The sequence below is a fragment of the Streptomyces chrestomyceticus JCM 4735 genome (assembly GCF_003865135.1).
Classification (GTDB): domain Bacteria; phylum Actinomycetota; class Actinomycetes; order Streptomycetales; family Streptomycetaceae; genus Streptomyces; species Streptomyces chrestomyceticus.
The window spans coordinates 2977290-3002379 of the sequence record NZ_BHZC01000001.1; the positions used below are offsets into that span (position 1 = coordinate 2977290).

Annotated in this window: 18 protein-coding genes; 8 read left to right on the plus strand and 10 right to left on the minus strand. The window is 72.3% G+C overall.

Annotation, left to right across the window (positions count from 1 at the left end; all coding sequences use genetic code 11):
- Positions 1–119 precede the first annotated feature (119 nt).
- The 3 genes from EJG53_RS12245 to EJG53_RS12255 form a co-directional block, all read right to left on the minus strand.
- Positions 120–887, minus strand: a complete 768-nt coding sequence (locus EJG53_RS12245) for an enoyl-CoA hydratase/isomerase family protein (protein ID WP_125044872.1) — start codon at positions 885–887, stop codon at positions 120–122.
- Positions 888–1021: 134 nt separating this feature from the next.
- Positions 1022–2245 carry a L,D-transpeptidase gene (locus tag EJG53_RS12250; RefSeq protein ID WP_244955613.1) on the minus strand — a complete coding sequence of 408 codons (1224 nt, stop codon included), beginning with the start codon at positions 2243–2245 and terminating at the stop codon, positions 1022–1024.
- Positions 2246–2469: 224 nt separating this feature from the next.
- The gene (locus EJG53_RS12255; RefSeq protein ID WP_125044873.1) at positions 2470–3651 is read right to left on the minus strand and encodes a L,D-transpeptidase; all 1182 of its coding nucleotides are present in this window, start codon (positions 3649–3651) and stop codon (positions 2470–2472) included.
- 548 nt (positions 3652–4199) lie between these two features.
- On the opposite strand from EJG53_RS12255, the gene glgX reads away from it, so the two are divergent.
- The 3 genes from glgX to EJG53_RS12270 all read left to right on the plus strand — a co-directional run bounded on the left by glgX (position 4200) and on the right by EJG53_RS12270 (position 10523).
- On the plus strand, positions 4200–6443 hold the full coding sequence (glgX, locus tag EJG53_RS12260; RefSeq protein ID WP_125049328.1) for a glycogen debranching protein GlgX: 2244 nt from the start codon (positions 4200–4202) through the stop codon (positions 6441–6443).
- Between the two features lie 103 nt (positions 6444–6546).
- Complete coding sequence (locus EJG53_RS12265) at positions 6547–8532, plus strand: ABC transporter ATP-binding protein (protein WP_125044874.1); 1986 nt, start codon at positions 6547–6549, stop codon at positions 8530–8532.
- Positions 8529–10523 carry an ABC transporter ATP-binding protein gene (locus EJG53_RS12270; protein WP_125044875.1) on the plus strand — a complete coding sequence of 665 codons (1995 nt, stop codon included), beginning with the start codon at positions 8529–8531 and terminating at the stop codon, positions 10521–10523. The genes EJG53_RS12265 and EJG53_RS12270 overlap by 4 nt, the downstream gene beginning before the upstream one ends.
- Positions 10524–10723: 200 nt before the next feature.
- Here EJG53_RS12270 and EJG53_RS12275 read toward each other — a convergent pair whose 3' ends face one another.
- From EJG53_RS12275 to EJG53_RS12290, 5 genes are all read right to left on the minus strand, one after another.
- Complete coding sequence (locus EJG53_RS12275; protein WP_125044876.1) at positions 10724–12202, minus strand: MFS transporter; 1479 nt, start codon at positions 12200–12202, stop codon at positions 10724–10726.
- Between the two features lie 440 nt (positions 12203–12642).
- A complete protein-coding gene (locus EJG53_RS12280; protein ID WP_125044877.1) occupies positions 12643–13749 on the minus strand; it encodes an NAD(P)/FAD-dependent oxidoreductase in 1107 nt (368 codons plus the stop codon).
- 54 nt (positions 13750–13803) lie between these two features.
- Complete coding sequence (locus EJG53_RS12285; RefSeq protein WP_307721674.1) at positions 13804–14436, minus strand: sigma factor-like helix-turn-helix DNA-binding protein; 633 nt, start codon at positions 14434–14436, stop codon at positions 13804–13806.
- Entirely contained in the window at positions 14430–14693 is a 264-nt protein-coding gene (locus tag EJG53_RS43600) for a sigma factor (protein ID WP_307721675.1), read from the minus strand. Before EJG53_RS43600 ends, EJG53_RS12285 begins: the two co-directional genes overlap by 7 nt.
- A 53-nt stretch (positions 14694–14746) precedes the next feature.
- Positions 14747–15253: a DinB family protein gene (locus EJG53_RS12290; RefSeq protein WP_125044878.1), complete on the minus strand. Its 507-nt coding sequence runs from the start codon at positions 15251–15253 to the stop codon at positions 14747–14749.
- A gap of 566 nt (positions 15254–15819) precedes the next feature.
- Here EJG53_RS12290 and EJG53_RS12295 point away from each other — a divergent pair.
- From EJG53_RS12295 to EJG53_RS12305, 3 genes are all read left to right on the plus strand, one after another.
- Positions 15820–18087: a M4 family metallopeptidase gene (locus EJG53_RS12295; RefSeq protein WP_125044879.1), complete on the plus strand. Its 2268-nt coding sequence runs from the start codon at positions 15820–15822 to the stop codon at positions 18085–18087.
- 277 nt (positions 18088–18364) lie between these two features.
- The gene (locus tag EJG53_RS12300; protein WP_125044880.1) at positions 18365–20011 is read left to right on the plus strand and encodes a M4 family metallopeptidase; all 1647 of its coding nucleotides are present in this window, start codon (positions 18365–18367) and stop codon (positions 20009–20011) included.
- A 152-nt stretch (positions 20012–20163) separates the two neighbouring features.
- Positions 20164–20838 (plus strand): response regulator transcription factor, encoded by a 675-nt coding sequence (locus EJG53_RS12305; protein ID WP_174856400.1) that lies wholly within the window; start codon positions 20164–20166, stop codon positions 20836–20838.
- A gap of 19 nt (positions 20839–20857) precedes the next feature.
- Here EJG53_RS12305 and EJG53_RS12310 read toward each other — a convergent pair whose 3' ends face one another.
- Positions 20858–22030, minus strand: coding sequence for a helix-turn-helix domain-containing protein (locus tag EJG53_RS12310; protein ID WP_244955615.1), 1173 nt, complete (start codon positions 22028–22030; stop codon positions 20858–20860).
- Positions 22031–22231: 201 nt separating this feature from the next.
- Here EJG53_RS12310 and EJG53_RS40615 point away from each other — a divergent pair, with 201 nt between their 5' ends.
- Together EJG53_RS40615 and EJG53_RS12315 are read left to right on the plus strand one after the other, a co-directional pair.
- Entirely contained in the window at positions 22232–22393 is a 162-nt protein-coding gene (locus tag EJG53_RS40615) for a hypothetical protein (protein ID WP_154806370.1), read from the plus strand.
- A gap of 67 nt (positions 22394–22460) precedes the next feature.
- Complete coding sequence (locus EJG53_RS12315) at positions 22461–24077, plus strand: sensor histidine kinase (protein WP_125044883.1); 1617 nt, start codon at positions 22461–22463, stop codon at positions 24075–24077.
- 13 nt (positions 24078–24090) lie between these two features.
- On the opposite strand, the gene EJG53_RS12320 is transcribed toward EJG53_RS12315, so the two are convergent.
- Positions 24091–25023 carry an NADP-dependent oxidoreductase gene (locus EJG53_RS12320; protein WP_167515285.1) on the minus strand — a complete coding sequence of 311 codons (933 nt, stop codon included), beginning with the start codon at positions 25021–25023 and terminating at the stop codon, positions 24091–24093.
- Positions 25024–25090: the final 67 nt, after the last annotated feature.

Below are 25090 nucleotides of genomic sequence, written 5' to 3' on the forward strand. Positions count from 1 at the left end.
CCGATGAACGTGCACGGCGGACGCACCCCCTCCGGGGCGTTCCGGCGTTTACTGCAATTCCCCCACACGAGGCATCGGTTGTCGGCCACACCTCAGCAGCCCCGCCAATCAGCCACGATTCACCGGAACTTGGCCTTACCCGGGCCTTCCTCGACAAAGCTGCGCATACCGATCTCCCGGTCCTCGGTGGCGAAGAGTCCGGCGAACCAGGTGCGCTCGATCGTCAGGCCGGTGTCGATGTCGGTCTCCAGACCCGCGTCGACGGCCTCCTTGGCGGCCCGCAGCGCGACGGCGGGACCAGCCGCGAGCCGGGCCGCCCAGGCGTGCGCCTGCTCGTACACCTCGGCGGCGGGCACGACCCGGTCGACCAGCCCGAGCGTGAGCGCTTCGTCGGCCCGCACCTGGCGGCCCGTGAAGATCAGGTCCTTGGCCTTGGACGGGCCGATGAGCCGGGCCAGCCGCTGGGTGCCGCCGGCCCCCGGGATCAGGCCGAGCAGGATCTCCGGCTGGCCCAGCTTGGCGTTGTCGGCGGCGATCCGGAAGTCGGCGCACAGCGCCAGTTCGCAGCCGCCGCCGAGCGCGTACCCGGTGACGGCGGCGACCACCGGCTTGGGGATGCGCGCCACGGCGGTGAAGGAGTCCTGCAGGGCCTTGGCGCGCCCGATCATGGCCGCGTGGTCCATGTTCTGCATTTCCTTGATGTCCGCGCCGGCCGCGAACACCTTCTCGCCGCCCCAGATGACGACGGCGCGCACGTCGTCACGGCGGGTGGCCTCCTCGGCCAGCTCACGCAGCCGGTCCTGGGTGGCGACGTCCAGTGCGTTCATCGGCGGGCGGTCCAGGCGGATGGTGCCGACGCCCTCGGCGACCTCGAAGTTCACAGTCATGAGGGCAGGTTAGTCCGCGTTAACGCGCTGCGGACCGGCGCCCTTCGGTCAACGGTACGGACGCCGACGGCGGCGGAGCCGCGCCCAGCGCCGGACCGCCGCCGACCGGACCACCTCTGTCGGCCGGACCGCGCCTACCGGCCGGACCGCCACTTCTCCCAGGACATGTTCCACACGTTGAAGCCGTTCTCGGGCGCGATCGTCTCGTCGTGGGAGTTCTTGACCGTGACCACGTCGCCGATCAGCGAGTTGGCGTAGAACCAGGCGGCCGGGGTGGAGCTGTCCCCGCCGCCGCGCTGGTCGTAGAGGCCGATGCAGCCGTGGCTGGCGTTGCGGGAGCCGAACGTCGACCGGCCGGACCAGTAGTTGCCGTGGATGAAGGTGCCGGACGTGCTCAGCCGCATGGCGTGCGGCACGTCCGCGATGTCGTACTCGCCGCCGAAACCGACGGTCTCCCCGTTCATCCGGGTGACCTCGTGCTTCTCGCTGATCACCATCTGGCCGTTGTACGTCTCGGTGCCCGGCCCGCCCGCGGTGACGGGGATCGTCTTGATCTTCTTGCCGTCGCGGACGACGGACATCTCCTTCGCCCGCACGTCGACCGTGCTCACCTGGCTGCGGCCGATGGTGAAGGATATGTGCTTGGTCTGCGTGCCGTAGACGCCCGGCCGTCCCTCGACGCCCTTGAGGTCGATGTCGAGCGTGACCTTCGTGCCGGGCTTCCAGTACTTCTCGGGGCGGAAGTCGAGGCGGTCGTTGCCGAACCAGCGGCCCGCGATCGGCACCGACGGCTCGGCCGTGACCTTGATGCCCTGCTGGACGCGCTCGGGGTCGGTTATCCCCCGGGTGAAGTTGATGGAGACCGGCATGCCGACGCCGACGGTCTGGCCGTCCTCCGGGGTGTACCGGCCGACGAAGGTGTTCTCCGGGACCAGGGTGGTGAACGTCGCGTGCCGGGCGGACTCGCGCAACTGGTCGTCGACGGCGACCGCGTCGACCTTGTACGTCGTCGCGGCGCGCAGCTTGCCGACGGGCTGCCAGAGCGAGCCGCCGGTCACCTTGCCCTCGACCGGATTGCCCTTGTCGTCCTGGACCTTGACCGAGGTCAGCCGGCCCCGCGAGGAGCTGACCTTCAGGGCGCCGTCGGTGGCCACGTCCTTGGCGCCGTCCTTCGGCGTGATCGTGACGCTGGCCTGCGAGGGCTGCTTGTCCGGATCGGTCCCGCCGCCCTTCTTGTCCTCGCTCCCGCCGCAGGCGGTGACGAGTATCAGCAGCGCCGACAGCAGCAGGGCGAGCACCCCGCCACTCCTCGACGGCCCCGTCCGCCGCGCCCCCGGCACCGGCTGCCCCTGCTGCACGTTCACGACTGGCCCCTTTGTTCCCTCGCCCGGCCCGCACTCCCCCGTACGCGCATATCTACCCACGCACGCTCAGCCGATAGATAACCACACCCCACTGACAGTGGCTTCACCCGGCGATGTCACCGTTCGGCTTCAAGTGATATGCGTGGGGCGGGATCGTACGGAAGGGGGTCCGGTTCGCCCCGAAGTCGGCCGGAAAAGCCTTCGTCCCGCGGGGCCTCTCAGTGCAGCGCGGAGCCCGCCCGCCACATCCGCCACGGCATGTTCCAGCCACCGAGGCCGTTGTCCGGCGCGACCACCCGGTCCCGGGAGTTCACGACCTCCACGACGTCACCGACCAGCGACCGTTCGTAGAACCAGCCGGCCGGGGTGTCCGGGCCGCCGCCCTGGGTGTCCCGCAGCCCGATGCAGCCGTGGCTCGTGTTGGTGCCGCCGAAGGTACGCGGCGGCGCCCAGTAGTTGCCGTGCAGGAACGTTCCCGAGGTGGTCAGGCGCAGGGCGTGCGGCACGTCCGGGATGTCGTACTCGCCACCGAAGCCCACCGTGTCCCCGTCCATGCGGGTCACCGGGTGCCGCTCCAGGATCACCATCCTGCCGTTGTACGTGGGGCTGCTGAGGCTGCCGGCCGTCACCGGGAGCGTGGCCAGCCGCCGCCCGCCGCGCCACACCGTCATCGTGTGCGCCGCCGCGTCAACCCGGCTGGTCTGATCCCGGCCGATCCTGAACCGGACCTGCTTGCGCTGCGTCCCGAGCACCCCGGGGGCGGCCCGTACGCCACGCAGCCGCAGGTCCATCGAGACCCGCGTACCGGGCCGCCAGCGGGTGCGCGGCCGGAAGTCCAGACGGCGGGCGCCGAACCAGTGGGCGGCGACCTCGGTGGCGGGCCGGGCCGTGACCGAGACGGCGCGTTCGACGGCCGCCCGGTCGGCGACCGGCCGGTTGAACTCCAGCGAGACGATCATGCCGGTGCCGACCGTGGCACCGTGCTCGGGCGTGAAGAAGCCGACGAGGCGGTGCGGCGGCACGAAGGTGGTGAAGGTGGTGTGGCGGGCGGTGCGGCGCCCGTGCCCGTCCATGGCCACCGCGTCGACCGTGTAGCGGGCGGCGGGCGCGAGGCGGGCCGGCCCGGACGGGCGCCAGCTCAGCCCGTCCGGGGTGATCCGGCCCGGCACCGGCGTACTCCCGTCGTCCTCGATGCGGCTGACGGCGACCCGCTCCAGCCGCCCGTCGGGCACCCGTACGGTGATGCGGTCGGTGTCCCGTACGTCCTTCGTGCCGTCCCCCGGGGACACCCTGATCGCCTCATTCGGGGACCGCGGCTTGCCCCCGGTCACCGCATCGGGGAACCCGCAGCCGGCCAGCGCCACGGCGGCCGTCAGGACGGCGACGGTGGCGGCCGTCATGGAGGACGGCCCCCTGCCCCGGTGGAGCGGCCGCGGCGGACGGTTCCCCTCCGGGGTCCGCCGCACGGAAGGGGCCGGTACGGAAGGTACGGAGGCCGTCCGTCCGGGAGCCCGCCCTACGAGGATCCGCCACTCCATGTCCCGATATGTCACGCCGCGATAGGTCACGGACAGACCAACGAGGCCCCCGCCGCCGAGGAAACGTGAGGCGGCGGCCCGTTGCGGGAAGAACACAGGGGAGGACGGGCCGGGTGCGCGGCCGGGACGCCGCGCGGTCCCGTCCGACCGAGCCATGAGCCGCGGGAGGCTGGCCTGTGTCGAGCGCACCCGAACAGGAGTCGGTACGGGACGTGCGGGGCGAGGACGGCCTGCGGGACGGGCAGCGGGACGGTACGGAGTCCGGAAGCGGCACGAAGCCCGGGAACGGTACGGAGTCCGGAAACGGTGCGGAGTCCGGTAACGACACGGAGCCCGGCGACGGCACGGCGTCCGGGAACGGCACGGCGCCCGCGGCCGGCGCCGCGCCCGTCAACGGCCACCGCGTCCACGTGTCCCCCGACCGGCCACCCCGACCGGCCCCCGCGCCGGAGACGGCGGAGGCGGCGGACCGGGTCGCTCCGCTCCCCGTGCCGGTACGCCCCGGCAGCCCGCAGCCGCTCGGGGCCCGCTGCCGTACGGGCCCCGACGGCGTGGCGGGCACCAACTTCGCCCTCTGGGCGGGCGGCGCGGAGTCCGTCGAGGTGTGCCTCTTCGACGACGAGGACCACGAGACCCGCCACCCGCTCACCGAGCTGACGCACGAGATCTGGCACGGCTTCCTGCCCGGTGTGCGGCCCGGCCAGCGCTACGGCTACCGGGTGCACGGCCGCTGGGACCCGTGGACCGGCGCCCGCTGGAACCCCGCGAAACTGCTCCTGGACCCGTACGCGCGCGCCGTGGACGGCGAGTTCACGCTGCCTGCCCAGGTGTACGGGCACGTACGCGACTGGCCGCAGCAGCACGTCGCCGACACCGTGCGCGACGACCGCGACTCGGCCCCGTACGTCCCCAAGGGCGTCGTCGTCGCCGACGAGGCCCCGGAGGACGGCGACGACGAGTGGGTGGACGACCGGCGGCCCAAGACGCCCTGGTCCGACACCGTCCTGTACGAGACGCACGTACGCGGTTTCACCATGCTCCACCCGGGCATACCCGAGGAGCTGCGCGGCACGTACGCGGGCCTCGCGCACCCCGCCGCGATCTCCCACCTCACCCGCCTCGGCGTGACCGCCGTCGAGCTGATGCCGGTGCACCAGTTCGCCCACGAGGACCACCTGCTCCGCCGCGGCCTGCGCAACTACTGGGGCTACAACTCGATCGGCTACTTCGCGCCGCACGCCGCGTACGCCGCCTCCGGGACCCGCGGCCAGCAGGTCGGCGAGTTCAAGCGGATGGTGCGGGCCCTGCACGACGCCGGTATCGAGGTCGTCCTGGACGTGGTCTACAACCACACCGCCGAGGCGAGCGAGCTGGGCCCGACGCTGTCCTTCCGGGGCATCGACAACCGCGGCTACTACCGGCTGGCGGACGGCAGCCGCCGCTACGCCGACTACACGGGCTGCGGCAACACCCTGCACGTCGTGCAGCCCAACGTGCTGCGCCTGATCACGGATTCGCTGCGCTACTGGGTCACCGAGATGGGCGTGGACGGCTTCCGCTTCGACCTCGCGGCGGCGCTGGCCCGCTCCATGCACGACGTGGACATGCTCTCGCCGTTCCTGGCGGTGATCGCCCAGGACCCGGTGCTGCGCCGCGTCAAGCTGATCGCCGAGCCCTGGGACGTGGGCTCCGGCGGCTACCAGGTCGGCGCGTTCCCCCCGTTGTGGACGGAGTGGAACGACCGCTACCGCGACACCGTGCGCGACTTCTGGCGCGGCGCGCACCCCGACGTACGCGACCTCGGCTACCGGCTCTCCGGGTCGAGCGACCTGTACGCGTGGGGCGGCCGCCGCCCGTACGCCTCGGTCAACTTCATCACCTCGCACGACGGCTTCACCCTGCGCGACCTGGTCTCGTACGAGCAGAAGCACAACGCCGCCAACGGCGAGGGCAACCGGGACGGCACCGACGGCAACCGCTCCTGGAACTGCGGCGTGGAGGGCGAGACCGACGACACCGCCGTACAGGCGCTGCGCCGCCGCCAGCTACGCAACATGGTCACCACCCTGCTGCTGTCCACCGGGGTCCCGATGCTGGTCGCCGGTGACGAGATGGGCCGTACGCAGGGCGGCAACAACAACGCGTACTGCCAGGACAACGCGGTCAGTTGGGTCGACTGGTCACTCCTCGACGATCCGGGCTGGCGGGCGCTGGCCACCCTCGTGTCCCGGCTGATGGCGCTCCGCCGCGACCATCCCGTACTGCGCCGCCGCGCGTTCTTCTCCGGCCGCCCGCAGCGCCCGGACGGCCTGCGCGACCTGGCCTGGTTCACTCCGCGCGGCACGGAGATGACCGAACGGGACTGGTACGAGCCCACCCCCACCCTCGGTATGTACCTCTCCGGAACCGACATTCCGCAGCGCGACCCCGAAGGCCGCCCGGTCACCGACGACAGTTTCCTCGCCGTCCTGCACACCGGCCACCGCCCGGCCGTCTGCACCCTGCCGGGGCCGCCCTGGGCCGACGCGTACGAACTGGTCGTCGACACCTCCCTGGAGGACCAGGACGGGCCGCCGGGGACCACGCTGCGCGCGGGCGTCCGGCTCACCGTCCCCGAGCGGTCGGTGCTGCTGTTGCGCGTGGTGGCGGAGTGACCGCTCCGTCGGCGGGCTGAGCCCTCCGCTTTCCCAACTGCCGCACGGGGCACGGCGAAAACCCGGTGAGCGTTGTCAGTGGCGGGACGTACTCTCGGTACCGATGGCCGATACAGCGAAGGTGACACGACAGCAGCAGCCCGGCAGACCCGCTACCGACCCCGACCCCGCCGACGGGCCCGGCCCCGAACCCACCGTCAGGACCGGCCCCGGGCCCGACTCCGCCGACCGGCCACGCCCGCCGGCCCGCCGCTCCGCCGTGCGCTCCCTGCTGCGGCTGTGGCCCTTCGTACGGCCGGTGCGGGCGCGGCTGTTCACGGCGGCGTTCGTGGCGGTGCTCGCGTCCTGCATCGGGCTGGTCATCCCCCTGGTCCTCAAATGGCTGGTGGACGGGCCGATCGCCGACCGGGACCCGGGCGGGGTCTGGCTGGGCGGCGGGTACCTGCTCCTGCTCGGCCTCGCGGAGGCGGGCCTGTTCGGGCTGCGGCGCTGGCTGGTCGCGCGGCCGCTGGCGCACGTCGAGGCCACGATGCGCGACAGCCTGTACCGGCACGTGCAGCGGCTGCCGGTCGCCTTCCACGACCGCTGGGCCTCCGGGCAGTTGCTCTCCCGGGGCACCACGGATCTGCAACTGCTGCGCCTCTTCCTGGCCTTCCCGCTGACGTTCCTGATCGTCAACGCCACCACGATCCTGGTGGGCTGCGTGATTCTGATGGTGCAGCGGTGGTCGCTGGGGCTGGTGCTGCTGGCGCCCATCGTGCCGCTGATCGTGCTGTGCTCGGTCTTCGAGGCGAAGTACGCGGTGGCCGCGCGGCGGGCCCAGGACCAGGTCGGCGACGTGACCACGGTCGTCGAGGAGTCGGTCCTCGGCATCCGGATCGTCAAGGGGTTCGGGCGGCACCGCAGCCAGGCCCGCGCGTTCCGGGAGCTGACGGCCCGGCTGCGCACCACCGAGCTGCGCAAGGCCCGGCTGCTGGCCGCCCTGTGGGCCTGCATCATGGCGCTGCCGGAGCTGGCCCTCGGTGCGGCGCTGGTGCTCGGTACGGTCCAGGTGGCCGACGGGGACCTGTCGGCCGGCACCCTCGTCGCGTTCCTGTCCACGGCCCTGGCCCTGATGTGGCCGGTGGAGTCGATCGGCTTCCTGCTCGCCATGAGCAACGACGCGGCGGCCGCCACCGACCGGTACTTCGAAGTCCTGGACGAGCCGGTGGCGGACCGGGACGACGCCCGGAAGGCGGCGGAGCAGACGCCCGTCACCGGCCCCGGAGCCTCCAGTTCCGGAACCACCGGCCCTGGAGCCACCAGTTCCGGAACCACCGGCCTCGCCTTCCACGGCGTCACCTTCCGCTACCCGGACGCCCCCGCCGACGCCCCGCCCGTCCTCCGGGGCATCGACCTGCACATCCGCCCCGGCGAGACGATGGCCCTGGTCGGCGCGACCGGCAGCGGCAAGACCACCCTCACCGCGCTCGTCCCCCGGCTGCACGACGCGACCGGCGGCCGCATCACCCTCGACGGCACGGACATCACGGCACTGCCCCGCGACGAACTGCGCGCCCGGGTCGCGGTGGCCTTCGAGGAACCGACCCTGTTCTCCGCGACCGTCGCGGAGAACGTCCTGATGGGCGGGGAAGGCACCGGCCCCGACGACCTCCGGCGGGCGCTGCGCGTCGCCCAGGCCGACGGGTTCGTGGACGCGCTCCCCGACGGCCCGGACACCGAGGTCGGCGAACAGGGGCTGAGCCTGTCCGGCGGCCAGCGGCAGCGGCTCGCGCTGGCCCGCGCGGTGGTCGGCCGGCCCCGCTTCCTGGTCCTGGACGATCCGCTGTCCGCGCTGGACGTCCATACGGAGGCGCTGGTCGAAGCGGCGCTGCGGCAGGTACTGGCGACCACCACCGCCCTGGTCGTCGCCCACCGCCCGTCCACGGTCCTGCTCGCCGACCGGGTGGCGCTGCTGTCGGGCGGCCGGATAGCGGCCGTCGGCAGCCACCACCAGTTGCTGCGCGAGAACGCCGAGTACGCGGCGCTGATGTCCGGCACGGCGGACGGCGCGGGCACCGCCCGGCACGAAGGGGAGAGCGTGCGATGACCACGAGCACCGGTACGGGCAAGGCCACGGACGACGCCCCGGACGGCGGCGACAGCACACCCCACCGGCTGTCCCCTCCCCCGGCCGCCTCCACCGCCACTCCAGAACCCGCCCCCGACGCCTCACCGGACACATCCCGCGACACGTCCCCCGCCACCACCCCCGACGCCTTCGCCCAGGACCTCCTGCCCACCGCCAAGGGCGCCTCGCGCCGCCTGCTGGGTTCGCTGCTGCGCCCGCACACCCGCACCGCCTGGGCGGCGGCCGTCCTCCTCCTGCTCCAGCAGGCCGCCGTACAGGCCGGCCCGCTGCTGGTCGCCTTCGCCATCGACCATGCCGTCCCGGCCCTGCGGGCGGGCGACCACGGCCCGCTGATCGCCGTGGCGGCGGCCTACCTGCTCTGCGCGTCGGCGGCCGGCGGCCTCCAGTACGTCTTCGTCCGGGTCGCCGCGCGGATCAGCCAGGACGTCCTGCTCGACCTGCGGGGCCGGATCTTCCGGCACGGCCAGGCGCTGAGCCTGGACTTCCACGAGCGCTACACCTCGGGCCGGCTGATCTCCCGCGCGACCACCGACGTGGAGGCGCTGCGCGAGCTGCTGAACGAGGGCCTCCAGGAGCTGATATCCATCGTCCTGGCCACGGTCTACATCACGGTGACGCTGCTCTACCTCGACTGGGGCCTGGGAGCCGCCGCCGTCGCGACCGCCGGGCCGCTCTATCTGCTCGTCCGCTCCTTCCAGCGCCGTTCCCAGCGGGTGTACAGCGTGAAGTCGTCGGCGATGGCCGCCGTCATCGTGAAGTTCGCGGAGACGATCAACGGCATCCGCCCGGTGCAGGCGTTCCGGCGCGAGCGTCCCAACGATGCGGCGTTCGCCCGGCTGAACGGCCGCCATGAGCGCACCAACGGCGACGCCATACTGGAGATGGCCCGGTACGTCATCTCCTCGCGCCTGGTGGCCAACGTCGCGGTGGCCGCGCTGGTCCTGTGGGGCGCGTACCGGGTGGCCTCGGGCGGTCTGGCGCTTGGGGTCCTGGCGGCCGCGGTGCTCTACCTCCGCCGCCTGTACGACCCGATCGACCGCCTCGGCATGTTCCTCAACTCCTACCAGTCCGCCGCCGCTTCGCTGGAGAAGATCGCCGGGCTGCTCGCCCAGCGCCCGAGCGTCCCGGAGCCCGCCGCCCCGCTGCCGCTGCCGGACCGGCCCGGCGCGCTGCCGGGCCGCGAGGTCACCTTCGACGGCGTACGGTTCGCCTACCGCACCGGCGGCGAGGTGCTGCCGCGCTTCGACCTCACCCTCGCCGCGGGCCGTACGGTCGCCGTCGTCGGCTCCACCGGCGCCGGCAAGTCCACCCTCGCCAAGCTGCTGGCCCGGTTCTACGACCCGTCTCCCGGCTCGCCACCCCGTCCGGGCACGGGAGAACCCCGCACCGGCAGCGTCCGCGTCGACGGCGTCGATCTGCGCGACCTGTCCACCGCCGACCTGCGCCGCGCGGTGGTCATGGTCACCCAGGAGGCGTTCCTGTTCTCCGGCACGGTCGCCGAGAACATCGCCATCGGCCGCCCCGACGCCACCCGCGAGGAGGTCGAACAGGCCGCGCGGGCCATCGGCGCCCACGACTTCATCGCGGCCCTGCCCGACGGGTACGACACCGACGTACGCAAGCGCGGCGGCCGGATCTCCGCCGGGCAGCGCCAGCTCGTCGCCTTCGCCCGCGCCCTGCTCGCCGACCCGGGCGTACTGATCCTCGACGAGGCGACCAGTTCCCTCGACATCCCCGGCGAACGCGCGGTCCAGCGCGCCATGGAAACGGTCCTGCGCGGCCGGACGGCGGTGGTCATCGCCCACCGCCTGTCCACGGTCGAGACGGCCGACCGGGTCCTGGTGATGGACGCCGGCCGCATCGTCGAGGACGGCACCCCCGCCGAACTGACAGCCGCCGGCGGCCGCTTCGCGGAGCTGCACCGGGCGTGGCGGGAGAGCGTGGGGTGAGCCGGGGAAGTGCAGGTTCCGCGATTCCGTGGACATTTCCGCGTGATCAGGGGCACCGTTCGGACACCGCCGCGTGATCACGGACAACCGTAACGTTCCGTAGCGACGGACTCGTGCACGGCAGGCTCGCGCCGCCAGGCGGCGAAAGCAGTGAAAAGGGGGCGGCGGCACGGCCCGTGCCGCCGCCTTGGCGCTCCGTCTCAATCGGCCGGGTTGTTCGTGTGCTTGGGCAGGCAGAACATCAGGGCCCACATCAGGGCGAGGAGGCTGCCGACCCACCACAGCACGGTGATGAACGCGTCGCGGTTGAGTCCGGCGCCGGGCGAGCCGCCGGTGGTGGCGAAGAACACCAGGGCGGTCAGCGCGGTACCGAGGGCGATGCCCAGGTGCATGACGGTATTGAACAGGCCCGAGGCCGACCCGGCGTCCTCGTGCGGGACCCTGGCCAGCGACATGTCGGCCAGCGGGCCGCCGACCATACCGAGGCCGAAGCCGATCAGTACCACCGGAGCGGTCATCGCCGGCAGGGTCAGGCCCGCCTGGCCTGCGTCGACCTGCAGCCCGTAGGCAGCCGTCGAGGCCAGGGTGATGAGGGCTCCGGCCTGCGGCAGCCGGCGGGCGAAGCGCCCGCCGCTCTTCGCCACGACCGTCGCACCGGCCAGCTCACCGAGGGAGAGCAGCACGAAGGCCAGGGCCGCGTGGAAGGGGCTCATGCCCAGTCCGCGCTGGAGGTAGAGGCTCCAGGTCATGAAGAACAGCCCGCACAGCAGGCCGTGCATCAACTGCGCCGCCATGCCGCCGGAGAACTGCCGGCTCCGGAAGAGGGACAGGGGTACGAGCGGAGCGTCGCCCTGCTTGCGCTGCTGGTGGCGCAGGAAGACGCCGAGCGCGAGGAGGCCGGCGGCGAGCAGGGCGAAGCACCACAGCGGCCAGTGATGGAGGTGTCCCTCGGTGAGCGGGAAGACGATCAGGACGATGGCCAGTGCGGTCAGCAGCATGCCGGTGAGGTCGGGCCGGTCGGCCTTCTTCACGGTCGATTCGGGGATGAACCTGCGTCCCAGGAGGATCACGGCGAGGCCGACGGGCACGTTGACCAGGAAGATCGGCCGCCACGCCTGCCCGAACAGGTCGGCCTCGGTGAGCAGACCGCCCATCACCGGGCCCAGGACGTTGGCGAGCGACATGACGGCCCCGTACAGACCGAACACTGTGCTGCGGTTCTGCCCCTCGAAGGTGACGTGGAGGGTGGCCAGGATCTGCGGGATCATGACGGCCACGCCCACGCCCTGGAGCCCGCGGGCGCCGATCAGGACGCCGGGCCCGGCAGCCAGGCCGCACAGCAGCGAGCCCGTGGTGAACACGACGGTGCCGATGAGGAGAATCTTTCGCCGCCCGTAGCGGTCGCCGAGGCGTCCGCCGGTGATCAGCCCGACGGCGACGGGCAGGGAATAGCCGGTGGTCAGCCACTGCACCGCGTCCGGTCCGGCGCCGGTCGACTCCTGGATCGCGGGCAGGGCGGTCAGGACGACCGACTGGTCGATCATGTCCATCAGCTCGGCGCCCAGCAGCACCAAGAGGGCGATCCAGGCAGCCAGGCCCATCTTCGACAGGCCGGGGGTGGTGTGGTGTGGGGGCGGGGTGGTCTGCTGCGGCTCGTTGTCGAGCGCGGAGGAAGACACGACGGAAACTCCTGATCCAAAGGAATCGGGGAGCCCAGCCGACGGCCGCACCGGGGCCGGAAAACACGAAACCCGGGGCAGACGGCAGAGCTGCACCCGGGAAATGACAGAAAACTGCGGGGGAGGGTGACGCAACTCAGGCCAGCGCGACGTCCGCCCCCGGACACGTGCGACACAACAGCACGCGGGGAACGCGGACGACTACATGGCCTGGGTAATAGGACGTCACCTCAAGATCGACACAGCAGGAACAGGAATCCGGTCACTGTCACCGACACCTCGGCACAGGGACCGATCCACGATACGACACGCCCGGACCCCGCGTAACCCAGGTCCCGGCGCTGCCCCCTGCCGGGCCGACCGGGCACAGGGCCCGATACTCCCCCGCCCCAACGACACCGACGGAGACCTCATCCACCACCCCCGCCCACCGCGCCACCTCACCGCCGCAGCGCCACCACCGTCCCCCGTGTGACGGCCTCCTTGAAGCGGGCCGAGGCGCGGCCGGTGAGGAGGGCGGGCAGTGGGCTGTCGTCGGCGCGGGTGAACTGGGTGAGGCCGTCGTGGCGGCCGAGGCTGATGTTCTGCCAGACGTAGTGGAGCCGGAGCGGCCCGGGGGTGCGGCCGGTGAGGGTGGCGGCGACGTTGCGGGCGACCCGGGAGCCCATCGGCAGGCCCGTCTGGCAGGACATCCGGGACGCGGAGCCGTCGGGCCCGTACGCCGCCACCGCGTCGCCCGCCGCGAAGACCTCCGGGTGGGAGAGCGAGCGCAGGTCCGGGCCGACGGTGATCAGGCCGCGGCCGTCGACGGCGAGCCCGGACTCGCGCGCCAGCTCGGGTACGCGGAAGCCGGCCGCCCAGACGACCGCGTCGGCCGGGATCCCGCCGCCGTCGGCGAGGACCAGGCCGACCGTGGTGACTTCGCCGACGCGGGTGTGCTCGTGCAGCGTGACGCCGTGCCGCCGCAGGGCGCCGCGGAGGTAGCGCCGGCCGCGTTCCGAGAGTCCGGGACCGGCTTCGCCCTGGGTGACCAGGTGCACGGTGCGTCCCGGACGGGCCTCGGCCAGCTCGGTGGCCGCCTCGATGCCGGTCAGGCCGCCTCCGACGACGGCCAGCGGGCCGCGGGTGTGCTGGGTGCGAGCGTGCAGGAGGACCGCGTCCTGGTGGGTGGCCACCGCGGAGGCGTACGTGGCGGCTCCGGGGACGGCGGTGGTGTCGGCCGTGCTGCCCAGTGCGTACACGAGGGTGTCGTAGGTGAGGACGTGCGGCGCGGCGTCGATCCGGACGGTACGGGCTGCGGCGTCGACGGCGGTCACCCGGGCCACGGCCAACTGGATGCCCGTACCGGCGAGGAGCGTGCGCAGGGGGAGGTCCCGGAGCTGCCGGCCCGCGGCGAGCTGGTGCAGCCTGACCCGCTCGACGAACCGGTCCGACGCGTTGACCAGGGTGATGCGCACGCCGCCGTGACGCCGCAGCCTACGGGCGGCACCCTTCGCCGCGATCAGTCCGGCGTACCCGGCTCCCAGAACCACGAGGTGATGAGTCATGCCTTCTGAACCGGCCAGCGGGCGGGTCCGTGACAGCCCGCGCTGTGAAGCGGGTCACGCGAGCTGAGCGGCGGCGAAGGCGAGCTTGTCCGGGTTGACGATCGTCCGTACCGCGCTGACCCGCCCCTCGTGGATCTCCGGTACGACGACGGCCAGCAGCGCCCCGTCCAGGAGGGCGAGCAGCGCCGGTTCGCCGTTGACCTCGGCCGGTACGAACGCCGCTGCCGCCGCTTCCGGCCGCGAGCTCAGGCCCAGCACGTAGCGGAGCACCTTCGCGCGCCCGGTGACCGGCCGACGCGCGGCGGTGACCCGGCCGCCGCCGTCGGCCCAGGCGGTCACCTCGTCGGCCAGCAGCCGTTCGAGTCCGGCCAGGTCGCCGTCGAGCGTGGCGGCGAAGAAGCGCTCGACGATCTCCCGGCGCCGGGCGTCGTCCACGGCGAAGTGCCGGCGCGGGCGGTCGAGCCGTTCCCGGGCCCGGCGGTGGAGCTGTCGGGCGTGCGCCTCCTCGACGCCGATGACCTCGGCGGCCTCGCGGTGGCTGTGGCCGAAGGCCTCCCGCAGGACGAAGACGGCGCGTTCGGCCGGGGTGAGCCGTTCCATGAGGGTGAGCAGGGCGAGCGAGACGGTCTCGCGCTGCTCGACGGTCTCCAGCGGGCCGAGCGGACCGTCGGCGGTGCGGGTCAGCACCGGCTCGGGAGCCAGGGCCCGACGTACAGCTCCCGCCGGGCGCGGGCGGAGGTGAGCCGGTTGACGCAGAGGTTCGTCATGACCTTGGTGAGCCAGGCGGCCGGGGTGCGGACGGCGGACCGGTCGGCCGCGCTCCAGCGCAGGTAGGTGTCCTGCACGACGTCCTCGGCCTCGCTCGCCGAACCGAGCATCCGGTACGCGAGCGAGAAGAGCCGGGGGCGGTGCGACTCGAACTCTGCGGCGGCTTCCGTGGTCATGCCCGCAGCATGGCAGGACGGGCCGGGAGGGCATCGACGGGGTGGTGGACCTCTCAGGGGCCCACCACCCCGTCGATGCCCTCGCGCAGGAAGTCGGCGTGGCCGTTGTGTCGGGCGTATTCGAGGATGACGTGGAGCATCACGACGCGGAGGGACACGTCGGTGCCCCAGCGGGGCGCGTGGGCGGTGACGTCCAGGGAGGGGACCGCGCGCTCGATGCGGCGGGCGTGGTCGACCTCGGCCTGCCAGGCGGTGAACGCGTCCTCGCGGGTGCTCGTGCCGGGGTCGTACGCCGCCTGGAAGTCGCCGTCCGGTGACCAGACCAGGGGGACGTCCTGCTGGTCGATCACCCGCCGGAACCAGGTGCGTTCCACTTCCGCCATGTGCCGGACCAGGCCGAGCAGGCTCAGTGCGGACGGCGGCATGGACCGGCTGCGCAGGTCCTCGTCGGACAGGCCGTCGCACTTCATGGCGAGCGTCGCGCGGTGGAAGTCGAGGTAGGCGCGGAGGGTTTCGCGCTCGTTTCCGCGCATCGGCGGGACGGTTCGTTCGGTGGTCATCCTTGTCCTTTCGACCGCCCGATCATGCCGGGCGCGCCGTGCCGCCGCACCTGCATTCCGCTCCGTCCCCCTCCCCCGCGCTCCGTCCAGGTGGCCGAAGACGGCGCTTCGCCGCCCCGGTGGCGGACGGACAGTGTGTCGAACGTGTATGCGCCCGGGGTGCGCGGCCCGGACTGCCTGTTGGGCCGCGGTGCGGCGGGGCGGCCGTGCGCGGAGGGGCCGGTGGGGATCGACGTACTGTCACGTCCTGTATACGGACCCGGTCCCCCGCTCTACGGACGTTTTCCGGCCAACTATTGACCGGCCACTGACAACAACGGTCCTCGGATGGCACTCTTCCCCGCATCCGTTACGCGGAGCCCCACAGTGCACCACTCCGCGCCCACGGCCCGTTCGACGCTCGCTGCCCGACACGCTCGACGCTCGAAGGCCCGGACCACCCGCACCTGGTGCCTCCCCCCACACGTTCCACGTGTTCTGCCTCGCTCTGCCCGGACGGTCACTCCGCCGCCCGGTCCCCCTCGGCCGCCCACCCACCGGTCGCGGCCACCGCAGAAGGAGTCAGTGTGAGACGCACCCCCCATAGGCGCGCCGTCGCGACCGGCGCCGTGGTCGCCATGGCCGCGATGCTGACCGTGACCGTGCAAGCAGGCGCCGGAACGGCCGCCGCTCCCCGGCCCGGCCAGGTCGCCGCGCAGCCCGATCCGGGCGCGTTGCCCGCCAAATTGACGCCCGCGCAGCGGGCGGAGCTGCTGCGGGAGGCCAAGGCCGGCGCCGCCGGGACGGCCAAGGAGCTCAAGCTCGGTCCCAAGGAGAAGCTGGTCGTCAAGGACGTCGTCAAGGACGTCGGCGGCAGCCTGCACACCCGTTACGAGCGCACCTACGCGGGGCTGCCGGTGCTCGGCGGCGGCCTCGTCGTCCACGAGGCGCCCAACGGCAAGCTGCGCGGCGTCACCAAGGCGGTGCGGTCGCAGCTCGACGTGCCGACCACCACCGCGAAGCTCGCTCCGGCCGCGGCGGAGGAGAAGGCGCTCAAGGCGTCGCAGGCGCAGGGCGCGAAGAAGTCGGACGCCCGGGAGCCGCGCAAGGTGATCTGGGTCGCCGACGGCAAGCCGCTCCTGGCGTACGAGACGGTCGTCGGCGGTGTCCAGGACGACGGCACCACGCCCAGCGAGCTGCACGTGATCACCAACGCGACCACCGGCGAGAAGCTGTCCGAGTGGCAGGCTGTCCAGGAGGGCACCGGCAACAGCATGTACAGCGGCCAGGTCACCCTGGGCACCGCGCCCTCGTACACGCTGACCGACACCACCCGCGGCAACCACAAGACCTACAACCTCAACCGCGGCACCTCCGGCACCGGCACGCTGTTCACCGACCCGGACGACGTGTGGGGCGACGGCACCCCGCAGAACGCCCAGACCGCCGGTGTGGACGCCCACTACGGCGCGGCGCTGACCTGGGACTACTACAAGAACGTGCACGGCCGCAGCGGCATCAGGGGCGACGGCGTCGGCGCGTACAGCCGGGTGCACTACGGCAACAACTACGTCAACGCCTTCTGGCAGGACAGTTGCTTCTGCATGACGTACGGCGACGGCAGCGGCAACGTCAAGCCGCTGACCTCCATCGACGTCGCGGCCCACGAGATGACCCACGGTGTCACCTCGGCCACCGCCAACCTCACCTACAGCGGCGAGCCGGGCGGCCTGAACGAGGGCACCTCGGACATCTTCGCCGCCGCCGTCGAGTTCAACGCCAACAACCCCAAGGACGTCGGTGACTACCTCATCGGCGAGGCCATCGACATCAACGGCAACGGCACGCCGCTGCGCTACATGGACAAGCCCAGCAAGGACGGCCGGTCCAAGGACTACTGGTACTCCGGCATCGGCGGCATCGACGTCCACTACTCGTCCGGCGTCGCCAACCACTTCTTCTACCTGCTGGCCGAGGGCAGCGGGCCCAAGGACATCAACGGCGTCCACTACGACAGCCCGACCTACGACAACCTGCCGGTGCCGGGCATCGGCCGGTCCAACGCCGAGAAGATCTGGTTCTCCGCGCTGACCAAGTACATGAACGCGAACACCAACTACGCGGCCGCCCGCACCGCGACGCTGTCCGCCGCCGCCGAGCTGTTCGGCCAGGGCAGCGCCACGTACAACACGGTCGCCAACACCTGGGCGGCGGTCAACGTCGGCCAGCGCGTGCCGGACTCCGGTGTCAGCGTGACCAACCCGGGCAACCAGACCAGCACCGTCGGCCAGCCCGCCAGCCTGCAGATCAAGGCCACCAGCGGCAACGCGGGCGCGCTGAAGTACGCGGCCACCGGGCTGCCGGCCGGGCTGAGCATCAACCAGGACTCCGGGCTGATCTCGGGCACCCCGACCACCGCGGGCACCAGCAACGTGACGGTCACCGTCACCGACTCCGCCAACAAGACCGGCACCACCAGCTTCACCTGGACCGTGAACCCGGCCGGCGGCGGTGACGTCTTCGAGAACACCGACGACGTGCCGATCCCGGACGCGGGCAGCGCGGTCAACTCGCCCATCAAGGTCACCCGGGCGGGCAACGCGCCGAGCGCCCTGAAGGTGGACGTGGACATCGTCCACACCTACCGCGGCGACCTGGTGATCGACCTGGTGGCCCCGAGCGGCACCACCTACCGACTGAAGAACTCCAACGCGGCCGACTCGGCGGAGAACGTGAAGGCCACGTACACCGTCAACGCCTCTTCGGAGAAGGCGGAGGGCACCTGGAACCTGCGGGTGCGGGACGTCTACCAGCAGGACACCGGCTACATCAACGGCTGGAAGCTGACCTTCTGAGCTGACATCTGACGGCGGGCCGCGCGCGGGCCAACCACCGCGGCCGGCCCGGCAGTTCCGGCATCCGTACGACCGGGCGTCGCTCCCACCAGGGGCGACGCCCGTTCCGTTGCGTGCAACACCGGTATACGAACAGTGATGTTCGCTCTACGGACGATTTCACGCCAACATACGGGCCCCCTCCTGACATGCACGCGTTCGAATGGCAGTCTCCCCCGCAAGCACCACCCGCATCGCTTTGCACCCCCACCCCTGGCAAAGTCGAAGGAGCACACGCGTGTCCCCCCACATTTCCCGTAAGGCACGTATCACCGGCATCTCGCTGGCAGCGGCCGGCGCACTGATAGCCGGGGCCGTCACGGCCGGTACGGCGGGCGCCTCCCCCACAGGCACCGACGCCACCACCGCCAAGGCCGCGGCGGCCTCGCCGATCCAACTGACCGCCTCGCACCGCGCCGAACTGCTGCGCGACGCGAGCGCCACCAAGGCCCGGGCCGCGCAGGAACTGGGCCTGAGCGCCCAGGAGAAGCTCGTCGTCAAGGACGTCGTGAAGGACGCCGACGGCACCACCCACACCCGCTACGACCGCACCTTCGCCGGACTGCCCGTCCTCGGCGGCGACCTGATCGTGCACCGGGCCAAGGGCGGTGCGGTCAAGAGCACCACCAAGGCCAACAGCGCCAAGATCGCCGTCGCCTCGACCACCCCGAAGATCGCCCCGAAGGCCGCCGCGCAGGCCGCCCAGGGCACCGCGAAGTCCTTCGGCGCCCAGCAGGCCGCCGCCGTGGCGCCCAAGAAGGTCGTCTGGGCCGCCTCCGGCAAGCCGGTCCTCGCGTACGACACGGTGGTCGGCGGCTTCCAGAAGGACGGCACGCCCAACCAACTGCACGTCATCACCGACGCCAACACCGGCAAGAAGATCTTCCAGTACCAGGGGATCGAGAACGGCGCCGGCACCAGCACCTACAGCGGCTCCGTCGAGATCGGCACGAAGAAGGGCGCCGACGGTTACGAGCTGACCGACGACGGGCGCGGCGGCCACTCGACGTTCAACCTGGACGGCAGCGAGAGCGGCGACGGCAAGCTCTTCACCAACAAGGACGACAAGTGGGGCAACGGCAAGGCCGACGACCCGGCGACCGCCGCCGTCGACGCCGCCTACGGTGCCCAGCTCACCTGGGACTACTACAAGAACGTGCACGGCCGCGCCGGCATCAAGGGCGACGGCAAGGGCGCGACCTCCCGCGTCCACTACGGCCAGAACTACTCCAACGCGTTCTGGGACGACAGTTGCTTCTGCATGACGTACGGCGACGGCGAGGGCAACAAGAAGCCGCTCACCTCGATCGACGTCGCGGCGCACGAGATGAGCCACGGTGTCACCTCGGCCACCGCCAACCTCACCTACAGCGGTGAGTCGGGCGGTCTCAACGAGGCCACCTCGGACATCTTCGGCACCGCCGTGGAGTTCTTCGCCAAGAACAAGGAGGACGCCGGCGACTACCTCATCGGCGAGAAGCTCGACATCGCCGGTGACGGCAAGCCGCTGCGCTACATGGACAAGCCCTCCAAGGACGGCCAGTCCCTGGACAACTGGAGCCCGGACGCCGGCAACGTCGACGTGCACTACTCCTCCGGCATCGCCAACCACTTCTTCTACCTGCTGTCCGAGGGCAGCGGCGCCAAGGAGATCGACGGCGTCAAGTACGACAGCCCGACCGCGGACGGCAAGAAGGTCGAGGGCATCGGCCGGGACAAGGCCGAGAAGATCTGGTTCAAGGCCCTGACCACGTACATGACCTCGAACACCGACTACAAGGGCGCCCGCGAGGCGACCGTCAAGGCGGCCACCGACCTGTACGGCGCGGACGGCGCCGAGGTCAAGGGCGTCGAGGCGGCGTGGAACGGCGTCGCGGTGAAGTAAGGACGGGAACGGCCGGCCGGCGGCCGGTCCCCCTCCTGGGGCGGTGACCCCACGACCGGGCGGTGTCCGGAGGCTCCCAACCTCCCTTCGGACACCGCCCTTCCATGTGCCCGGCGGCGGCCCTCGCCGTACGGATGGCTAGGGTGACGCGTATGGACGATGTGGGGGCGACCGTTCGGGTACTGCTGGCGGACGACGAGGCGATGATCCGGGCCGGGGTGCGCGCCATCCTCACCGCCTCGCCCGGCGTCGAGGTGGTCGCGGAGGCGGCGGACGGGCGCGAGGCGGTCGAACTGGCGCTGCGGCACCGCCCCGACGTATGCCTGCTGGACATCCGGATGCCGCGCCTGGACGGCCTCGGCGCCGCCGCCGAACTGGGCCGGACGCTGCCGGAGACGGCGGTGGTGATGCTGACGACCTTCTCCGAGGACGAGTACGTGGCCGGGGCACTGGGCTCCGGCGCCAGCGGCTTCCTGCTGAAGACCGGCGACCCGCGCGAACTGATCATCGGCGTACGGGCGGCCGCCGAGGGCGGCGCGTACCTCTCGCCGTCCGTGGCGCGCCGCGTCATCAGCCAGTTCGGCGGTGTGGCGCTGGGCAAGGCGGCCGCGGCACGCTCCCGTACCGAGGAGCTGACCGAACGCGAGCGCGAGGTGCTCGCCCTGGTGGGCGCGGGGCTGTCGAACGCGGAGATCGCCGGGCGGCTGTTCGTCGTGGAGGGCACGGTCAAGGCGTACGTCAGCGCGGTCCTGGCCCGGCTGGGCCTGAAGAACCGGGTGCAGGCGGCGATCCTCGCGTACGAGGCGGGGCTGGTGGGGGACGCGTGAGCCGGGCGGTGGAAAGCCGTCAGCGCCAGAATCGCCACCAGGGCTGCGGGCGCCCGGGGGACGAAGCGCTCATCCGCACGTCGCGTTCACGGTAGAAGTCCCGTACGGCTGCCTCGGGGCGGTTCTGGCACGCGGTGGCGAGAAAGCCCAGGGCCTCCTGGTCGTCACGTTCGTAACAGGCCTTGCCGAACCGCGCCAGTTCACCGACGGGGGCTTTGCCGCCGATGAAGTCGATCAGGTGGTCGCCGGAGTCGACCTCGGTGCCGAGGATGAACGCGGTACGCCGGAACATCCCGGTCCGGTACAGGTGGTAGAGCTGGACTCCGCCGCAGATCCGGGCCGCGGCGGCGAGGAGCCGCTCGGCGTCGAGTTTCCGGCGGTGCTCGCGGAACTCCTGCCAGAGAGCGGGAATGCCGTCGGGCGACTCGTCGCAGAAGGTGTCCATCGCGATGTCCGCGGTCGCGTCACGGTCCTCGTCACGGAGTTTCTCCACGAGGGCGAACAGGTCCGTGACGGACAGGGGAGCCGTCGAGGGGGCCGTGGGCGGCAGCGCCGCTTCTTCGTACCGGGCGGTCTCCTCAGCCGTCTCGGCGGCCATCTCGTCCAGGTGCCGCACCTCGGACTGCCGCAGCCGCACCACCGCCTCGCCCTGCGCGATCGCGTCCTCCAGCTCGGCCACCCGGTGTCGGGCCGCGTCGCGTTCCCGGGTGAGTTCGCCGATCTCCCGCGCATGGTCGCCGGCCTGCTCGGCCAGGCGCTGGAGCGCCTCCTCCGCCTTGCGCCGCAAGGCGCGTTCGTGCGCCACCTCCTCGCGCAGGGCGCTGAGCTTGGCCACGGCCTCCGCGCGCAGCGACTCCTGCTGCTCGCGGGCCTTCGCCACGTCGAACTCGTGCGCCCGCAGCGGCTTCTTGTCCCGCTCGGCGTCCACGACGGCGTACAGCATCTTCTGGGTCGTCCGGACGGCCTCCTGAGCGCGGGCGGTGTCCGGTGCCGCGTCGCACACCTGGTGGAAGGCCGCGATCTGGGCGCGGCTGGGGAGTTCGTGCCCGTTGAGGAACTTCGACAGTCGCGACACGCTGAGCATGACGCCCTGCTCGGCGAGCCCTTGCGTCACCTGTGCCAGGGTCAGGCCGGACGCCTCCCGCAAGGTGCGCAGCCGCGCAACCAGCGTCTTCCGCGGCCCCTCCGGCACGTTGTCCAACAGGGCAAGTCTGTCCGGCCCCCGCCCCGTACGCCCTGCTCCGAGCTCTGGACTCATCGCCACCCCTGGAGTTTTGCCGTCCCCGCAACTTGCGTCCGTCTCACGCAAGGCTTCCGCGCGCGCTGGCGCAACATCGCGCGCCGCTGCTGAGCTTGGACTGTATCCAACACCCCGAGCCGATCGAAGGGCGTCATGACACCACGCCAGCAGCAGAAGAAGCCGCCACCCCCCTTTCTGGAACTGCGTATCGGGGGTGTGCACGTAGTGGTCCAGCACCTGCCTCACCGGCTGATCGCCGTCCTGAGCAGCGTGGCCGGTGCGGCCGGTGGCGCGTTCTGGGTCAGCGGGAGGTGACAGGCGGACGGCAGGTCCTTACTTTCGTCGGAGGCGTGCCCGGTCTCCCATCGGCGAAGCTGACGTCATGCTCACTCGTCTCACGCGGTTCGCGCCGCCCGCCGCCGAACGTCCCCGGTGGGCCGTCCGGTTGCTGGACGGCTGTCTCTGGCTGGCGCTGGCCGTGCCGCTCACCGCCGCCCTCGGCGGGGTGTCCCCGATGCGGACGTGGACGGCGGCGCTCGGTGTCCCGCTGCTCGCGGCGGCGGTGGCGGTGAGCCGGAAGTGGCCGCTCGTGGCGCTCGCCGTTCCTGTGGCACTGGGGCTCGTGACGTCCCGGGACCTGTTCACCTTCGAGTACACCGCCGCGCTGGCCGTCCTGGCGTACCTCGCCGGGGTACGGCTCGAAGGGGCCCGCGCCCCGCTCTGGTTCTTCGCGGGCGTCGCGGCGGTCAGTCTGCCGCTGAGCGCCGTCGTCGTCCGCAACATGTGGCCCTGGTTCACCGCCGTGCTCACCCTGCTCTTCAACATCGTCCTGCCGTGGCTGCTCGGCCGCTACCGCCGCCAGTACGCGGCGCTGGTCCGCTCGGGGTGGCAGCTCGCCGAGCGGCTGGAGCACGAACAGCAGGCGGTCGCCGACCGTACCCGGCTGCGCGAACGGGCCCGTATCGCCGGAGACATGCACGACTCGCTCGGCCACGAACTGGCGCTGCTCACCCTGCGGGCCGGGGCCCTGGAGGTCGATCCGCGGCTGGCGCCCGACCAGCGGGCGGCCGTCGGCGAGCTGCGGGCGGCGGCGGGCACGGCCGCCGAGCACCTGCGGGACGTCATCGGCGTCCTGCGCACCGACGACCGCGCCGAGCCCTCCCGGGTGCCGGCGGACGACAGTGTCGAAGCGCTCGTCGCCCGCGCCCGGTCCGCCGGCCTCGCCGTCTCGCTGCGGCGGGACGGCGCGGTGGAGGCGGGCGAGGGGGCCATGCCGGTGATGGGCGGGCGCGCGGTGTACCGCGTGGTACAGGAGGGGCTGACCAACGCCGCCAAGCACGCGCCGGGCGCGCCGGTGGACGTACGGCTGACCGGCGACGGGCGGCGGCTGGACGTGACGGTGACCAATGCCGCGCCGCCGCCCGGCACCGTACCCGTGCCGGCCCCCGGCCCGGGCGGCAGCGGTCTGGTGGGGCTGGACGAACGGGTCCGGCTCGCCGGCGGTGAACTGCGCGCCGGGCCCACCCCCGAGGGCGGGTTCGAGGTCGCGGCCCGGCTGCCGACGACCGGCCGGGCACCGGTGCGCGGCTCCGGCGACCACGCCCCGTGGAGCCGGTCGCAGCGGGAGCTGGCGGCCGCCCGGCAGCAGGTGCGGCGGCGGCTGGTGCAGACGGTGACCGTACCTGCGGCGCTGTTCACCGGACTGCTGCTGCTCATGGGGATCTTCGCGTTGGTCAGCCCGTCCTGGTCGGTCCTGGACCGCGGGACGTACGAGCGGATACGGACCGGCGACGCCCGGGAGGTCGTGGAGGCGCGGCTGCCGTTCTTCTCCATGGACGTACCGCCGGACGGCACCCCCGACCCGCCGCCCGGTCGCACGTGCCGGTACTACTACATCCGCCCGTACGCGGATGACGTGGCCTACCAGCTCTGCTTCGCGGACGCCCGGCTGGCGTCCAAGGGCGTCGTCCACCGCCGGGACCGGCCGTCGCCCGGATGAGCGGGCCGCTCCGTCATTTCACCTCAAGGACGATCTTCCCCTGGGTGCGGCCGGTCTCGCCCATCTCGTGCGCCTTCGCGGCCTGCTCCAGCGGGAACGTCGCGGCGATGTGCGCCCGCAGCGCGCCGGATGCGGCGAGGGCGGCGATCTCGCGCATGCCCGCCTGGTCGGCCTCGACGATCAGCAGCGCGAGGCGGACGCCGCGCTCCGCGGCCTTCGCGGTGTCCTCCGGGGCGCTGCGGGCGAGGATCGAGACGACGGTGCCGCCCTCGCGCACCACGTCCAGGGAGCGGCTGAGGGTGTCGCCGCCGATGGTGTCCAGGACCACGTCGACCGGTCCGGCGGCCTCGGCGAAGTCGGTCTCCCGGTAGTCGATCACCTCGTCGGCGCCGAGGGAGCGCAGGAAGTCGTGCTTGGCGGCGCTGGCCGTGCCGATCACATGGGCGCCCTTGGCCTTGGCGATCTGTACGGCGAGGTGGCCGACGCCGCCCGCCGCCGCGTGGATCAGGACGCGCTGGCCGGGCTGTATGTCCGCGGTGTCCACCAGCGCCTGGTACGCGGTGAGGGCCGCCAGCGGCAGGGCGCCCGCCTGCACGTGGTCGAGGGCGGCGGGCTTGGGCACGAAGGCCCGCGCGGGGCCGGTGACGTACTCGGCGTGGGTACCGACGCCGTACGGGTACGGGACCATGCCGAAGACCTCGTCGCCCGGCTTGTGCAGGGTGACGCCGATACCGACCGCCACGACGACGCCGGACACGTCCCAGCCCAGGACGCGGGGCAGCGTCCGGACGAAGAGGCCGTCCGCGCGGTGCTTCCAGTCGGTGGGGTTGACGCCGGCGGCCCGGACCGCGATCAGGATCTGGCCGACGCCCGGCTCGGGCCGCGGGAGTTCGGTCTCCTTGAGGACCTCGGGTCCGCCGGTGACGTCCTGGCTGATGGCACGCATGGTGTTTTCGCTCATGCCGTCCAGCATCACCGGGCCCGGCAGCCGCAGCAATGGCACGATGGCCATC